Below are 15,692 nucleotides of genomic sequence, written 5' to 3'. Positions count from 1 at the left end.
GCCACGGCCATTCCACCAGCGCAATAAACCGGTATTATGTACGATTCGGCACAATGTGCCATGGCTGCATCATTCCCGAGGCGGGACGAACTCGCGCACGCCCAGTATGGCGCCCGAGGGGTCGGCGAACACGGCGGTGCGGTTGGGACGGGACGCGGGATCGGGCCGAAGCAACACGGTGCCGCCGTTCTCCTCCACCCGTTGCACCGTGCCTTCGATGTCCGACACGGCCACCTGGGGTATCCACAGCGCGGCGGGCAGGGACGCGAGGGGCGCGGTGAGGCCGCCGCGCGGCTTGCCCTCGGCCAGGAGCATGACGTAGGTCCCCTGCTTCAGCCTGACGGCGGCGAGCTGATAGCCGAGCAGCCCGGCGTAGAATTTTGCGCCAGCTTCCACGTCCGGGGTCCACAGCTCCGCGCCGAGGAAGAGGCCGTCTCCCGGCCCCTCGTCGCGCGGGTCGCCCACCGGGGAATGGAGCAACGCCATGCGCGCGGATTGCGGGTCGCGGATGGTGGCCATGCGGCCACGATAGGGTTTGTCCGTCGGCGCGGCGACCACGCGCCCGCCCTGTTTCACGGCGCGCGCTGCCGCGCCGTCCACGTCCGGGACCGAGGCGCAGGCAACCCAGCCCGCGGCCGGACCGGCCTCGGTCAGCTCGAAGACGCTGCCGATGAGCCGCCCCTTGTGGAAGATGGTCTTGACCTTGGAGGAACCCGGGTCCGTGCGCTCCATCCCCCAGTCCAGGACCGCGTCATAAAACCGGGCCACGCCGTCGATGTCCGGGACATGGAGGTCGTACCAGACGAACTTGCCGGTGTAGGACAGGCCGCCCGCGTCAGGGGTGACGGGCGGAAGGTTGATCTTCGAAGAGCAGCCGAAGAGGAGACCCGCCAGGAGCGCGGCCGCCAGGAGCGCATGAACGGGGAGAAGATGGACGCCGGGGGAGCGTGTCATGGTCTTGCCTGCCTGTTGTTCTGTGGCCGTTTGATGCCGTTTGACCGCCGGTAGCAACCTAGCACAGGCCCGGGGAAAAAGTGAACCCCGCGTTGTCGCACGACCCAAAAAAGGGGCCGCCCCGTTTCCGGGGCGGCCCTGATTCAGCCTATCTGCCTAGCGAGGTGACGTTACGTGGCCAGGCTGTGCCGATTTCACGCCTCGGCAAGGCTTATTCGGCTTCAGGAGCGCACTCGCAGGTGTCCTCGGAAGAACAGCCGCAAGGCAGGGTCTGGGAATGCCCGACCTCTTCCTTGACTTCGGTGGCAATCTTGAAGAGCACGGTCACGACCAGCGCGCCGACGGCGTAGACCATCATGGAGACCATCAGCTCCTTGAGCGTGGGCCAGTAGGTGGTCACGGTCTCGAACGGCGTGGGGTTGAAACCGCCGATGAGCAGTCCGAGGCCCTTGTCGATCCAGGTCGCGATGATCAGGATGCCAAGGGTCCAGGGCAGCAGCTTGTAGTTGTTGCGGAAGCGCGGGGTCACCAGCAGGGTGATGGCGATCGCGGCAAAGGCGATGAAGACCCACATCAGGGTGACCAGGCCCGGGGTGGCATGCGAGAACAGGTACACGATCGGATGCATGTGGCCCGGGATGTTGGAGTAGAAGGAGGTGAAGATCTCGAGCGCGAAGAAGAACATGTTCACGCACATGGCGTAAGCGATGATCTTGACGAGGGTCTTCACGGCGTTCTTGGCCATCTTGAAGGTGGTGAACTTCTCGGTGAGCATCATCACGAGCAGCAGGATGGCGGGTCCGGAGCAGAACGCGGAGGCCAGGAAGCGGGCGGCCAGGATGGCGGTGAGCCAGTAGTGGCGGCCGGGCAATCCCTGGTACAGGAACGCGGTCACGGTGTGGATGGAGAACGCCCAGATGATCGAAGTGTAGATGAACGGCTTCAGCCACTTCGGGTGAGGCAGGTGCTGGCGGTCCGCCTGCAGGCAGGTCCAGCCCACGAGCAGGTTGAGGAACAGGTAGCCGTTGAGCACGATCATATCCCAGAACAGGATGGAGTTCGGGGTGGGATGGAAGATCATGTTCATCATGCGGGTGGGCTGCCCGATGTCCACGACGATGAACAGCAGGCACATGATGCACGCCGCGATGGCCATGAACTCACCGAAGATGACCATGTGCTTGTTGGTCTTGTAGGAGTGGAAGTAGTTGGGCAGCACGATCATGACGCCGGAGGCGGCCAGGCCGACCAGGTAGGTGAACTGGGAGATGTAGAATCCCCAGGACACGTCGCGGCTCATGCCCGTGATCTTCAGGCCGTTCATCCACTGGTCGATCAGCGCGGTGGAGCCGATGCCGATGACCACCAGGAGGAACGCAATCCAGCCGTAGTATCTCTTGGAACCTTTCAGAGCTAATTCAAGCATTCCGATTCCTCCTAAATGATGTAGTAAACACTGGGCTCAGTGCCTGCCGAGGGTTTACGACGAATGGTGAACTTCTCGCGAAGCACCTTGCGGACTTCGGAATCCGGGTCCTTCAGGTCGCCGAAGAACATGGCGCCTTCGGAGGCTTCGACGCAGGCGGGCTGTTGGCCCACGGCGAGGCGCTCGACGCAGAAGTTGCACTTTTCGACCACGCCGCGCATGCGGGTGGGGAACTCGGGATTCAGCTTGGTCACGTCCAGCCCGAGCCGGGGTTCGCCCCAGTTGAAGGACCGCGAGCCGTAGGGACAACCGGCCATGCAGTAGCGGCAGCCGATGCAGCGGTGGTAGTCCATGGCCACGATGCCGTCCGGGCGCTGGAAGGTCGCCTTGGTGGGGCAGACGCGCACGCACGGGGGATTTTCACAGTGGTTGCACAAGAGCGGGAACACGCGGTGATGGACCTCTTCGGCCAGGTGCGGGTTCTCCTGCTCCGGGAAGGAGTGACCGTAGGTGTCGTGCCACAGCCACTTCACTTCCTTCTTGCCCTCGATCTTGGGGACGTTGTGGATGTGGTGGCAGACGGCGGCGAGCTTGTCGATCTCTTCCGCGGTGTGCAGCTTGGTGGTGTCGATGACCATGGCCCAGTGCTTGGCGTGCACGGCCTTGGGATTGACGGAAACCGGGGAATGGCCGCCGCTCGAGGCCAGGGCCTTGGGGGCCACGGCCAGGCCGGCAGCAGCGATTCCGGCAAGCTTGATGAAGGCTCTTCTGTTGTTCTTCATTATTTCAAACCCTCCGGCTGAACGTGGCAATCCCAGCAGTAGGGGGAGACACCGGCGTCGTTATGACACTTGTCGCAGAAGTCCGCCTTGCTGGTGTGGCACTTCATGCAGGTGTTCTGCAGGGAGATGACGAACTCTTTGCCCTTGTGGTTGGTGTAGATCCGCTTGCCGTCGCGCAGGGCCCAGTCGCGCCAGTCGTTCAGGAGCTGCATGTGCTCGGTGCGCATGAACTCCTTCGACTCGATGCATTCCTTCTCGTTGGCCGGCATCTTGAGCTCGGGCTCTTTGTACTGGTGCGTGACGGTCTTGCCCCAGACGAACGGAGCGCAGAGCGCGCCGATGAATATGGCGAGACCCACAATGATCGGGAAACCGTTTTGCATTTTCATTTACGCATCCTCCATGTTCGGGGGCGTCCAATCGTCGTCTTCGTCCTCGAACCCGGGGAGGGGTTCCTGGCGCATGTCCATGGTCCGGACCTCGCCCTCTTCGAGGACAAGGGCGTTCGCCACCAGCTCGTGGGTGCCGGAGATGGCCACGCCGGGGGCCCAGTAGTCGGCAAGCGGGATCAGGGTCGCGCGGTCGATGGCGCAGATGCAGGCCATGAGGTTGACCCCGTGCTTCTCCTGGACGTACCTGAGCGCGTTGCCGCGGGGCAGGCCGCCGCGGAGACGGATCTCCATGATCTCGTCGGTGTTCAGGCCGGAACCGCCGGCGCAGCAGAAGGTCTGCTCGCGGATGGTCGCCGGAGGCATCTCGAAGAAGTTGTTGCACACGTGCTTCAGGACGTAACGCGGCTCTTCCAGCAGACCCATGCCCCGCGCGGGGTTGCAGGAGTCATGGAAGGTGACGCGCAGATGGTCGTTGCGGCTGGGATCCAGCTTCAGCTTGTTGTGCTTGATGAGGTCGGCGGTGAACTCGGTGATGTGCAGCATCTTGGTGGCCGCGGCGGTGTCGAACACGGTGCCGGTGATCGGGGACTTCGGGGTGGTCATGCCGGACCACTGGTTGTCGCCGTTCATGGTGTCCATGTACTGGTGGATGACGCGCCACATGTGGCCGCACTCGCCGCCCAGGATCCACTTGCAGCCCAGCCGCTCGGCCTCGGCGTACATCTTGGCGTTCAGCTTCTTCATGGACTCGTTGTTGGTGAACGAGCCGAAGTTGCCGCCCTCGGAGGCGTAGGTGGACAGGGTGTAGTCCAGGTCGAGGTAATCGAACAGGAGCAGGTAGCCCATGAAGGTGTAGATGCCGGGATCGGCGAACACGTCGCCGGACGGCGTGATGAACAGGATCTCGTGGCCCTTCTCGTTCAGCGGGGCCTTGACCCTGCGGCCGGTGACCTCTTCGATGTCGTCGACCATGAAGTCGACGATATCCTTGAAGGCGTGGGGCTGGATGCCGAGGTGGTTGCCGGTGATGTTGCAGTTGGAGACCGGCTCCATGATCCAGTTGGTGTTCAGGCCGACCAGGTGCATCAGCTCTCTGGCCATCATGGTCATTTCAGCGGTGTCGATGCCGTAGGGGCAGAACAGGGAACAGCGGCGGCACTGGGTGCACTGGTAGAAGTAGATGAACCACTCCTTCAGGACGTTCTCTTCCATGACCCGCGAGCCGGTCAGCTTGGACAGGATCTTGCCGGCCAGGGTGAACTCGCCGCGATACACGGAGCGCATCAGCTCGGCGCGCAGGACGGGCATGTTCTTGGGATCGCCGGAGCCGATGAAGTAGTGGCACTTGTCGGCGCAGGCGCCGCAGCGCACGCAGATGTCCATGAACAGCTGGAGGGAGCGGAACTTCTTGAGCCGCTCGCGGAAGCCGTTGACCACGGTCTCCTTCCAGTTGGCGGGAAGCTTCCAGTCCTCTTCGGACGGCACCCATTCGCGGGGGGTTCCCCACAGGCCGGGCAGCTTCTTGTCCATGTACGCGATCTTCTCGGGCTTGGCGGGGTAGCACCAATGGCCGGGCGAGAAGTCCACCGGGGTTTCCATCCACCCGGTGAGCGGCGGATTGTAGTCTATGCTCTTGAAGAGCTCATCTGCTTTGGGGATGTCGGACATATTCTTATCTCCTCGGATAAAGAAAGTATCACCAGTTGGTGAACCCTGGGCCTAGGCCTTGTCTTTGGGGATGCCGTTCTCGGGGTTGTCGAGGGGCAGTCCCGCCTCGGCCATGGGCACGCCGAATTCCTTTTCGTAGTCGGCGTAGGCATGGGCCTTGATGTTGGGATCGTTCCAGGGGTTCACGTGGTGCTTGGCGCGCGAGTCGTTCGGCAGATTGCGGGTCGGGGACAGGAAGACGCCCGGCATGTGCATGAGTTTGCTGAACGGGAAGTACACCATGAGCGTGCTGACCAGGAAGACGTGCACGAAGAAGGAAACGGAGATGGTCTCGGGGACGACGTAGTGGAACGTCACGAGGCCCATGGTCAGTTCCTTGATGGCGATGATGTCCACCTTGGCGTAGTAGCGCATGTAGATGCCCGACAGGGCGATGGCCAGGATCAGGAACAGCGGGAAATAGTCGGAGACGTAGCTGATGTAGTTGATCCTGGGGAGAACGAGCCTGCGGCCCAGAAGCAGGAGCACGCCGACCACCAGGCCGACGTCGGCCAGGTACATGACCGGGGCGCCGATCTGCAGGAGGCCGTCAACGAACTCCAGCCCCTTCACGAAGAACGGGATGGGCTCCAGGAACAGCCGCAGGTGCCGCAGGGCGATGATGAAAAAGGAGTAGTGGAACGTGATGGCGAAGAGCCACAGCCACTTGCTCGATTTGTAGGCGACTACGGGGTAGTCCTTGCCTTCGTACAGGGACACCGCGGTGTTCCTGAACAGGGACCGGAACGCGAAGACTTCCAGCACCATGCGGAAGAAGGTCTGGGCCCCGGTCTGGGGACAGTCCAGCTTGTTCTGTTTGAAAAGCTGGGGATCGAAGGATTGAAACTGTCCGCCGGTTGTGGGGATGCGGAACGGCACGGCGCTCCGGCCCCAGGTGATGACTTTGTACACAAAGCCGACGACGAAGATGATGAACGCCGTTGTCGGGATGCAGACACCGAAGAAAGTCCTCAGGTGTGCCGCATCAACCCCGAACAACGGGATCAACACCAGGAGAAAGACGAACAGAAGTGAGTAAAGAGCATTCATCTACCGTCACCTCGCTTGAAGGTTGGACCGCCGGAATTGCCGGCGGCCTGCCACTTTCGGAACGGCGGGAATCGGTCGATGCAGGACGGGAACATGTGTGGAAACAGACCCGCGCGACCATTCGCGCGGACCTCACCCCTCATCACAGCAAACCCGGCACCTCACACCACGTGCCAACCCCGCGGGCGTTCCTAATCGGCCGAATTGTCGGCCGTAACGTCCACGATCATCCGGGCCTTGCGGAGCAGGTTGTGCTGCGAACGCTTGACCTCCTCCACCCGGAACCGGAATACCTCTTCGCGACTTTTCGTGTAGATGTCGAACGACATCATGGCCAGGTTGTCCACCTTGGCCTCGAACCTCAAGAGGTCCTCCAGGGTCCCGTCCTTCTTCATGTCCTTGAAAAACTCGTCGCGCAGGAGCTTTTTCAGAAGGAAGACGAAACTGATGGCCTGGGACGGCGAGAAGTCCTGCACCGCCCTGATCCGGATGAGCCGGTCCAGGGAGGCGGCGATGACGTCCGCGTCCCGCCACTCGATCAACTGGCCGAACAGATCCCCGGTAGCCTCGTGAATGGCTGCCCCCACGGGGTTCTGGAAACGGTCTTTCTGCCGGGCCCAGACCTTCTGGGTTTCCTTGGGGTAGGTCTGGAGGACCAGATCCGCCCACTTCTCCGACAGCTCCGTCCGGCGCTCGGCCAGCTTGTTTTCAAAAGTCATTATATAACCCGCAACAATCCGGAAATCCGGCCTCGCCCAACCCCTTCCAGAGGGGAAGGCTCGCCGTTTCACGGACTGGCTTTTGATAAATTGTGAAAAGCGTCACTTAAAACTCAGAACCATATTCCAAACACCTTGGAAAACGTCAAGGTTTTTTCATGGAAAAACCGCCTAATGATAAGGGTTATCAGGGGTTCGAGGCGGGTTGTCCGCCGCGATCAGATTCGCGGTTTTCAGCCCTTTACCACCCGGTTGCGGCCCATGCGCTTGGCCCTGTAGAGCGCCTCGTCCGCCCGGTTGAGGACCTCCTCCATGTCCCGGTCCGAGGCCCGGACCTGGGTCACGCCCAGGGAGACCGTGAAGGAGATGACCGCCTCGTCCACCCGGACCGACAGGGCGGCGAACGCCGCGCGCAGCCGCTCGGCCACCTCCAGCCCTTCCTCCAGCCCGGTCTGGGGCAGGAGCGCGGCGAATTCCTCGCCCCCCAGCCTGCCGAAGACGTCGTTGACGCGCAGGGCCGTCCGGGCCGTCTCCGAAAAGACCTTGAGGACCACGTCCCCCGCGTGATGGCCGTAGGTGTCGTTGATGGACTTGAAATAGTCGATGTCGAGCATGATCACGCTCAGCGGGTTGTCGTACCGCTTGGCCCTGGCCACCTCGTGGGCGGCCTGGGAGAAGAACTGGTGCCGGTTGTTGGCCCCGGTCAGGGCGTCGGTGGTGGCCAGCCGCTTCATGTCCTGCTCCAGCCGGATGCGCTGGGTCACGTCGTGGATGACCGAATACAGCCGCTGGACCCCCTGGACCATGATCGGCCCGGAGTAGACCTCGACGTCGCGGACCTCGCCCCCGGCCAGCAGGTGCTTGACCACGAAATAGGTCCGCCCCTCGTCCATGGACCGGCGCATCTCCTCGAACATCTCGTCCCGCGACAGCCCGTTAATCTGGCTCATGCTCATGGTCCGCATGACCTCCACGGGATACCCGTAGAAGTCGCTGGCCGCGGGGTTGGCGTCGATGATGCCCTCGGTTTTGGGGTCGGTCAGGAGCATGATGGCGTGGTTGTTTTCAAAGAACGCCCGGTACTGCTTCTCGCGCTCGCGCAGGACCTTCTCGGCCTCGATGCGCCTGGTGATGTCGCGGAAGGTCCCCTCCATGGCCACGGGCTCGCCGCGATGGTTCCGGACCAGGTGGGCGTTGGCCTCGATGACGATGGTGGTCCCGTCCTTGCGCAGGGCGTTCATCTGGCGGCTGCGGATGGTCCCTTCGGCCTCCAGCGTCTTGCGGAACCCGCCCCGCTCCTCCGCTATCCGGTACAGGGAGTCTATGGAGCGGCCGACCAGCTCCCCGGCCTCGTACTGCAGAATGCGGCAGGTGGCCGGGTTGACCATCATGATCGTCCCCTCCAGGTCGGTGACCATGTACCCTTCCTCGATGGACTCGAAGATGCGCCGGAACTTCTCCTCGCTGCGGCGCAGCTCGGCCTCGGCGTGCTTGCGGTCCGAAATGTCGCGGATGACGTTGACCACCCCCAGGGTGGTGCCGTCGTCGCCGTCGATGATCGACACGGAGTGGTCGGCCGGAAAGATGACCCCGGAACGCCGCTTCAGGGGCAGCTCGAACACGGCCCGCTCGCCCGCCTCGAAGGCGGACCGGGCACGGGCCAGAAAATCGTCGTAGTGGGCGGGATTGACGTGCAGGTCGCCCACGGGCAGCCCGTCCAGCTCCTCGTTGGTCATGCCGAACATGGTCTCGGCCGCCGGGTTGGCGTCCAGGATCTTCATGTCCGGGGTGAGGATAAGGACCGCCTCGCCCAGGGCCACGAAGGTGTTGCGCAGCCACAGCTCCTTCTCGGCCAGGGCCTCCTCGATGGCGCGCCGCTCGGTGACGTCGGTCCCGGACAGGAGCAGCCCCACGGGCAGGCCGCCCTCGTTGGTCAGCAGCTTGCCCTGCCACTGCACCAGCCGGTGCTCGCCCTCCCGGGTGGTCACGTAGTGGAACCGCTCGTCCTCGTCCTCCAGCTGGCCCGAAAAGATCATGTACAGGCAATCCCGGACTTCGTCGCGCTGTTCGTCCGGGACCAGGGCGTCCACCCAGTCCCTGTCCAGCAGCGCCCGCTCCTCGTACCCCAGCACGCGGCAGGCGGTGCGGTTGACCATGGTCACCCGTCCGGCGGCGTCCAGGGCGAAGACCATGGAGCCGACCACGTCCAGGTAGTGGGCCACCCGGTTGCGCTCCTCGGCCAGCTGGCGCTCGCCTTCCACGCGCTCGGTGATGTCGTCCAGGACCACGGCGAATCCGTCGTGACGGTCGGAAAAATCGGAAGTCCGGGACACGGACACGTTGTAGTGCCGCTCCCCGTGCTTCTGTGACACGGCCACGCCCATGCGGCACGCCTCGGCCTCGGACGACTCCTGCCGGTGGTCCTCCAGGGGCGCGGCCAGCCAGGGGGCCAGCTCCGCCAGCGGCACGGGAACGTGCGTCCCCTCGGCCCAGGCGTCCATGCGATCGCCCTCGACCAGGGCCACGGCGGCCGGGTTCATGACCTCCACCTCGAAGTCGGCGTTGAGCAGCAGGACCGGGGTCCGAAGGCTCATGAACAGGGTCTGCATCCGCGCCTGGCGGGTCTCCGGGGGCGGGCATTCCGCGGTCTCGCAGTCGGCCAGCTCAAGGCACAGGGATTCCCAGAACGCGACGGGATCGTCGCCCTCCCGGAAGAGGGCGGCGTGCTGCCTGACGCGCTGGCGGACCTGCTCTTCGCAGGCGGCTGGAGGGGTTTTCGAACGTTTCATCCTCAGTCCGGGATGCTTGGGATTACTGCTTCCCGGAAGGCATACCAGAAACGGCCGCGCCAGGGTAGAAAAAACCTGGCCGCCACATCGGCGAAAAGGAACGAGGCACAAAAAAAGGCCCGCCGTTGGGCGGGCCTTCGGGGCTAATCCATATTGTCGGCGTCCGGGGCGTCCGCACCCTCCGGGGCGTCGGGCAGCTCCTCCCGGTCCTCTCCGTCCTCGTCGTCGAGCCGGGCCGGGGCCGCAGGCTCCTCCATGTATCGGGCGAAGACCAGGAACCCGGTGTGGGCCACCATGCGGTCGTCCGGGCGCAGCCGGTCGGCCACGGGCTTCCAGCGCCGGACCAGGATTTCCAGGACCTCCAGGTCGGCGAAGGGACCGTCCTCCAGCCCGCGCAGCAGGTCGGACACCTGGTTCACCGTGGGCAGCAGGAAGCCGCACATGGCGCCGGGGATGACCGCCTGGGGGATGGAATGGAGATATTCCCAGGGGGTGCGCACGTCCAGGAACAGGGCGTCCGCGCCGGAGTGCAGGAACCCTTCCTCGATGTTCTGGTTGACCTGCTCCACGCGATGGGCCAGGCCCACGCGCTCCAGGTTCTTGCCCGCCAGCTTGTAGAAGTCGGCGCGCCGCTCGTAGGTGATGACCTTGCCGGTGTCGCCCACGAACCAGGCCAGGGCCGTGGTCAGGCCGCCGGAACCGGTGCCGGACTCGATGACCGTGGAGCCGGGACCGATGCCGAGCTTCATCATCAGGTACCCGATTTCCTTGGGGTACATGATCTGGGTCTGGCGCTTCACGCCCTTGATCAGGTCGTGCAGGGTCGGCTTGAGCACGAGATACGCCTTGCCGAGGTGGGTCTTGACGTACTGGCCGTAGCCGGCCTCGGCCACCTCGTCCATGAGCAGCTTGCCGTCATGGGTGTGGACCTCGCCGCCCGCCTCGAGCTTGCGCAGGTACCGCTTGCCCTTGTGGCTGATGAGCAGAATGAGCTGTCCCGGTTCGATCATAGATGTTGGCCTCCTGGAAAAGATGGCACTGAGTACGGCCCGCATGGCCGGAAGTCAAGGAAAAGGGGGTCACCCCTCCATGGGCAGCCGCACGGTGATGGTGGTCGAGTCGTCCTCGTCGGACACGGAGAGGTCCACGGTCCCCCGCATGGCCGTTGCCGCCAGCCTGACGGAATAGGTCCCCAGGCCGGTGCCGCCGCTCTTGCCCAGGGTGGTGTACTTTTCAAAAAAGGTGTCGCGGATGGCTTCGGGCACGGCCCCGTTGTTGGTCAGCGTCAGGACGGCCTCGCCGTTGCCGGACACCTCCAGCCGGATCTCGGTATCGTCCGGGGCGGCCTCCAGCGCGTTGAGCAGCAGATTGGAGAGCATGGCCTCCAGGAGCAGCGGGTTGGCCGGGATCATCAGGGACGCCCGCCCGTTGTCCGGTTCGCCGCCGAGCCGGACGGACAGCTCCAGCCGCTTGGTCCGCAAGTGCCCCTCCAGGTTCCGGGCCGCCTGGCGCACCGTGCCCATGAGATCCACCCGGACGGGGCGGTATTCGTAGGTCCCGGCCTCGATCTTGTAGAGGTCCAGGGACAGCCCGATCATCAGCAGCGCCTTGCTGCCCTGCGTCTCGATGAGTTCGAGCATCTCCCGGATCTCGCCGTCGATCCGCCCCTCCTCCATGAGCAGGAGGCGGCAGCCGTTGATCATGCCTATGATCGGCGCCTTGAGGTCGTGGGCCACGATGCGGGCCACGTCGGCACGCAGCTCTTCCAGCCGCTTCTGCTCGGTCATGTCCTGCACGCCGACCACCAGACACCGGCGGCCGTCCACCTCGGCCCCGACGATGTTCTTCATCACCGGCACCCGGGTCCCGTCCTTGCGGGTCAGGTCGCTCTCGCTCACGCAGGTCAACCCGTCCCTCAGGTCCAGCGGGCAGTCGCCCTCTCCGCCGCACAGCGTCCCCCTGCACGGCGACCCGACGATCTCCTGGCGCTCGTAGCCGACCAGCCGCAGGGCCGCCGGATTCGCTCCGAGCAGGGTGTGGCTCTCCAGGTCCACCACGAAGATGCCCACCGGCAGGGAATTGATGATGGCCTGCAACCGGTTCTCGTTGCGCGCCAGGGCGTCGCGGCTCAGCTTCTGCTCGGTGATATCAAGGGCGAAGGCATAGAAATAATAGCTCTTTCCCTGGTGGTCCAGGATGGTCGTGGCGTCCAGCCGGACCCAAATGATCTCCCCGTCCTTGCGGCGCATGCGGACGTTCATCCCCTTGGCGGACTTGCCCTCCGCGGCCAGCGAGTGCAGCAGCTCGGCGTCCTCGCGGTCCGCGAAATGGGAGTAGGGATCGCCCGCCGCGGCCTGGGCCTCGACCATCTCCCGGGGGGAGCCGTAGCCCAGCATCCGGGCGAAGGCCTGGTTGCGCTCCACGTGCTTCCCGCCCACGAAACCGTGGGAGATGCCCACCGGACTCTCATCGTAGATCGCCCGCCGCCGCTCGTCCTCGATGCGCATCGCGGCCTCGGCCTTGCGCCGGGCCTCCACCGCGCGCTCCAGTTCGTCGGTCCTGGCCTGGAAGTGCTCCTGCAGGTCCCGCCGGACGCAATCCAGCTCTTCCTGGACCTCGTCCATGGTCCGGATGGACGGCAGCCAGTGCCACAACCCGACGAGCAGCAGAAGCGAACCGGCCGCATAACCCACCAACTTCTCCAGGAAGACCTGCATGCCGATGCCGCCCACGGTCCCCCAGCCCGGAATGTTCAGGGTGCCGATGATGCTCATGAACACCCCGAACAGGATGAGCAGAAAGCCGATCTTGATGAGCAGGAACCCCCGGCGGCAGTAGCGGACCGACTTGTCGGCCCGGATGAACAGCCACAACGCCGCGGCCAGGGCCAGGAATCGGACTATTTCGAAAAAGGTTTCCAGCATCGACGGCTCCTCCGGAATTCACCGATGAACATACATGACGGCGGTCGACACACAAATGATTTATTGGTCGCGCCCCTCCGTCCGCCGTCCCCGGGACCCCGCCGCCCTTGACAGAACCCCCCCAGTACTTAATAAGCTGGCTAGGGTTATAGGAATTCCTACCCACAAGGAAAGCGACGCGCATGGCATACAAGTACGTCTTCGGCCCCGTGATGAGCGGGCGGCTCGGCCGATCCCTCGGCCTGGACCTGCTGGGGGACCGCATCTGCTCCATGGACTGCGTCTACTGCGAGGTGGGAGCCACCAGGGACCGGACCTGCGAACGCAGGGTGTACGTCCCGGCGGCCGACATTCTCAAGGAGCTGGCCCTGTGGAAGGAAGAGGGGCTGGAACCGCCCGACATGATCACCCTGGGCGGACTGGGCGAGCCGTGCCTGAACCTGGATATGGAGACCATCATCCTCGGTTCGCGGCGGCTGTTCCCGGACACCCCGGTGGCGGTGCTGACCAATGCCAGCCTGATGACCGACCCGCAGGTGCGGCGCGAGCTGTGCGCCGCCGACGTGGTCCTGCCCAGCCTGGATTCCCTGGTGGGCGACGAGTTCGCCGCCGTGAACCGGCCGGACCGGACCATCACGCCCCAGGCCGTGGCCGAAGGGCTCCTTGAATTCAAAAAGGAATTTAAGGGACAGATATTTTTGGAAATTTTGCTTGCCGAGGGAATTAACGATTCCGACGAGAACCTCGGCTTGCTACAGGATTTTTGCAAGCGGCTTGCCCCCGACCGGGTGGACGTGGTCACCCTGACCCGCCCCGGAACGGTCAAGGGGGTCCGCCCCGTGGACGGGGCGGTCCTAAGCCGCTGGCGCCTGGCGCTGGGAGGCGGGGAAACCCGCAACCGCGAGCGGTCGGGCACGGGGGGAAAGGAGATGAGCCTGGAGCGGATGACCGCTGCCGTGACCGCCTCCCTGAACCGCCGGCCCCAGACCGCGGAACAGCTCGCCCAGGCCCTGGGAGCGGACCCCGAACGGGTCCGCCAGGCCGTGGAAGCCCTCGAGAAGATGGGCGACGTCACCCGCCGGGATGACCGGGGGCAGACATTCTACCACGGAACGGGCCACGTCATAGAGGACTGAAAGGGCGCGCCGGGACTTCAAACACACTTTTCTCGTCGCGAGGGTTGCATGACCAACAAGAAGAAACGGCAGAAGATGTTCATCTCCGTACTGCCGGGAGAACAGGTAGAGGTCGTCATCGCCGAAGAGGGCAAGGTCAACGAATACTACGTTGAAATGGTCCACCAGGCCAAGACCAAGGGCAACATCTACAAGGGCTACATCCACAACATCGACAACGGGCTGCAGGCCGCGTTCATCAACTACGGGGCCGAGCGCAACGGGTTCCTCCAGATCGACGAGGTCCACCCGGAATACTACATCGGCTCCCCGGCCACCAAGAAGGGCCAGCGGTTCCCGCTGATGCAGAAGGTTCTCAAGCCCGGCCAGGAGGTCCTGGTCCAGGTGGTCAAGGAACCCACCGGCAAGAAGGGCGCCTTCCTGACCTCCTATCTCTCCCTGCCCGGCCGCAGCTTCGTCTACACCGTGGGCCGCAACCAGATCGGGGTCTCGCGCAAGATCGAGGACGAGAAGGAGCGCGTCCGCCTGAAGAAGATTCTCGAAGGGTTCGAGACCACCGAGGGCGTGGGGCTCATCGCCCGCACCGCCGCCGTGGGCCAGTCCAAGGCCGCGCTGGAGCGCGACTTCAAGTACCTGAACCGGCTGTGGACCGACATCCGCTCCAACGCCCAGAAGGAAAAGGCCCCGGCCATCGTCTACGAGGAGCTCGGCCTGGCCGCCCGCGCCGTGCGCGACTACCTGACCAGCGACGTGACCGAGGTCTGGGTGGACGACAAGGAGACCTATGAGCAGGTCCACCAGTTCGTGAAGCTCGCCTTCCCGCGCAAGAACAACCTGGTCAGGCTGCACGAAGACAGCGACCTCTCGCTGCTGGAGCGGTTCAACCTGGTCAAACAGGTGGAGGAGATATACTCCCGCGAGGCGTCCATGCCCTCGGGCGGGCGGCTGGTCTTCGACGCCACCGAGGCCCTGACCGCCGTGGACATCAACTCCGGCAAGATCGGCGGCGAACGGAATTTCCAGAAGATGGCGCTCAAGACCAACGTCGAAGCCGCCGTGGAGATCGCCCGGCAGCTCCGGCTGCGGGACATCGGCGGCCAGGTGGTCATCGACTTCATCGAGATGAAGAACCCCAAGGACTGCCGCGAGGTGGAGAAGGTCATGCGCGCCGAGATGAAGAACGACCGCGCCCGGACCGACGTCTCGCGCATCTCGTCATTCGGCCTCATGGAGCTGGTCCGCCAGCGGCTGGGGTCCTCGGCCATCGCCATCTCCACCGAGCCGTGTCCGTGCTGCAAGGGCACCGGCATCCGCCGCAACATGGAATGGCAGGCCCTCCAGGCGCTCAAGGACATCCACCGCGACCTGCGCAAGCCCGGTTCCGACACCGTGGAGTTCGACTGCGAAGAGGAGCTGGCCATCTACCTGCTCAACAACAAGCGCGGCATTCTGGCCGACCTGGAGCAGCGCTACGGCAAGTCCATCCACATCGACATCGAATACGAGTACGACGAATAGGCGCGAGCCTCTTCTTGAAATGCGGGCGGCCCGAAGAGGAATCTCCGGGCCGCTTTTTTGATGGGAAAAGAGGAGGAGAGAGAGCCTTCGCCGGCGCTCCTCCAAGTTTCGAACAGCCCTCCCGGCGGGGTTCTTACTTTTGTTGGGCCAAAAGAAAGAACCAAAGAAAACGCCCTGGGGGGTAGCCCACCGCCCGAGTTTGGCCGCCGAGAATCCGATCAGCTCGGTCCGGCTCCATCTGATCAAAAGTAGAGTGCGGATTGACGGGACGGCGAAAGAAGAAATCAGGGCCTTC

General features: G+C 64.0%; 12 protein-coding genes. 2 read left to right on the top strand and 10 right to left on the bottom strand.

What is annotated here, in order from left to right; all coding sequences use genetic code 11:
- Positions 1–69: 69 nt before the first annotated feature.
- From AWY79_RS04560 to AWY79_RS04515, 10 genes are all read right to left on the bottom strand, one after another.
- On the bottom strand, positions 70–954 hold the full coding sequence (locus tag AWY79_RS04560; protein WP_066800905.1) for a VOC family protein: 885 nt from the start codon (positions 952–954) through the stop codon (positions 70–72).
- Between the two features lie 211 nt (positions 955–1,165).
- Positions 1,166–2,380 (bottom strand): sulfate reduction electron transfer complex DsrMKJOP subunit DsrP, encoded by a 1,215-nt coding sequence (gene dsrP, locus AWY79_RS04555; protein WP_066800903.1) that lies wholly within the window; start codon positions 2,378–2,380, stop codon positions 1,166–1,168.
- 11 nt (positions 2,381–2,391) lie between these two features.
- The gene (gene dsrO / locus AWY79_RS04550; RefSeq protein WP_066800900.1) at positions 2,392–3,162 is read right to left on the bottom strand and encodes a sulfate reduction electron transfer complex DsrMKJOP subunit DsrO; all 771 of its coding nucleotides are present in this window, start codon (positions 3,160–3,162) and stop codon (positions 2,392–2,394) included.
- Positions 3,162–3,551 carry a sulfate reduction electron transfer complex DsrMKJOP subunit DsrJ gene (gene dsrJ / locus AWY79_RS04545; protein ID WP_078063615.1) on the bottom strand — a complete coding sequence of 130 codons (390 nt, stop codon included), beginning with the start codon at positions 3,549–3,551 and terminating at the stop codon, positions 3,162–3,164. Before dsrJ ends, dsrO begins: the two co-directional genes overlap by 1 nt.
- Positions 3,552–5,222 carry a sulfate reduction electron transfer complex DsrMKJOP subunit DsrK gene (gene dsrK / locus AWY79_RS04540; RefSeq protein ID WP_066800897.1) on the bottom strand — a complete coding sequence of 557 codons (1,671 nt, stop codon included), beginning with the start codon at positions 5,220–5,222 and terminating at the stop codon, positions 3,552–3,554.
- A gap of 51 nt (positions 5,223–5,273) precedes the next feature.
- Positions 5,274–6,311 carry a sulfate reduction electron transfer complex DsrMKJOP subunit DsrM gene (gene dsrM / locus AWY79_RS04535; protein WP_066800895.1) on the bottom strand — a complete coding sequence of 346 codons (1,038 nt, stop codon included), beginning with the start codon at positions 6,309–6,311 and terminating at the stop codon, positions 5,274–5,276.
- Between the two features lie 191 nt (positions 6,312–6,502).
- Positions 6,503–7,030 (bottom strand): RsbRD N-terminal domain-containing protein, encoded by a 528-nt coding sequence (locus AWY79_RS04530; protein WP_066800893.1) that lies wholly within the window; start codon positions 7,028–7,030, stop codon positions 6,503–6,505.
- Positions 7,031–7,263: 233 nt separating this feature from the next.
- Positions 7,264–9,819 carry a PAS domain S-box protein gene (locus AWY79_RS04525; RefSeq protein ID WP_078063614.1) on the bottom strand — a complete coding sequence of 852 codons (2,556 nt, stop codon included), beginning with the start codon at positions 9,817–9,819 and terminating at the stop codon, positions 7,264–7,266.
- 143 nt (positions 9,820–9,962) lie between these two features.
- The gene (locus tag AWY79_RS04520; protein WP_066800891.1) at positions 9,963–10,829 is read right to left on the bottom strand and encodes a tRNA (adenine-N1)-methyltransferase; all 867 of its coding nucleotides are present in this window, start codon (positions 10,827–10,829) and stop codon (positions 9,963–9,965) included.
- Between the two features lie 69 nt (positions 10,830–10,898).
- A complete protein-coding gene (locus tag AWY79_RS04515; protein ID WP_066800889.1) occupies positions 10,899–12,743 on the bottom strand; it encodes a sensor histidine kinase in 1,845 nt (614 codons plus the stop codon).
- A gap of 182 nt (positions 12,744–12,925) precedes the next feature.
- Here AWY79_RS04515 and AWY79_RS04510 point away from each other — a divergent pair, with 182 nt between their 5' ends.
- Positions 12,926–13,879, top strand: a complete 954-nt coding sequence (locus AWY79_RS04510; protein ID WP_066800887.1) for a radical SAM protein — start codon at positions 12,926–12,928, stop codon at positions 13,877–13,879.
- A 48-nt stretch (positions 13,880–13,927) separates the two neighbouring features.
- Positions 13,928–15,397 carry an Rne/Rng family ribonuclease gene (locus AWY79_RS04505; protein WP_066800885.1) on the top strand — a complete coding sequence of 490 codons (1,470 nt, stop codon included), beginning with the start codon at positions 13,928–13,930 and terminating at the stop codon, positions 15,395–15,397.
- Positions 15,398–15,692 lie beyond the last annotated feature (295 nt).

This window comes from Pseudodesulfovibrio indicus (genome assembly GCF_001563225.1).
GTDB lineage: Bacteria > Desulfobacterota > Desulfovibrionia > Desulfovibrionales > Desulfovibrionaceae > Pseudodesulfovibrio > Pseudodesulfovibrio indicus.
The sequence above is the reverse complement of the archived record's forward strand: the minus strand, read 5'-3'. Positions and strand labels throughout refer to the sequence as shown.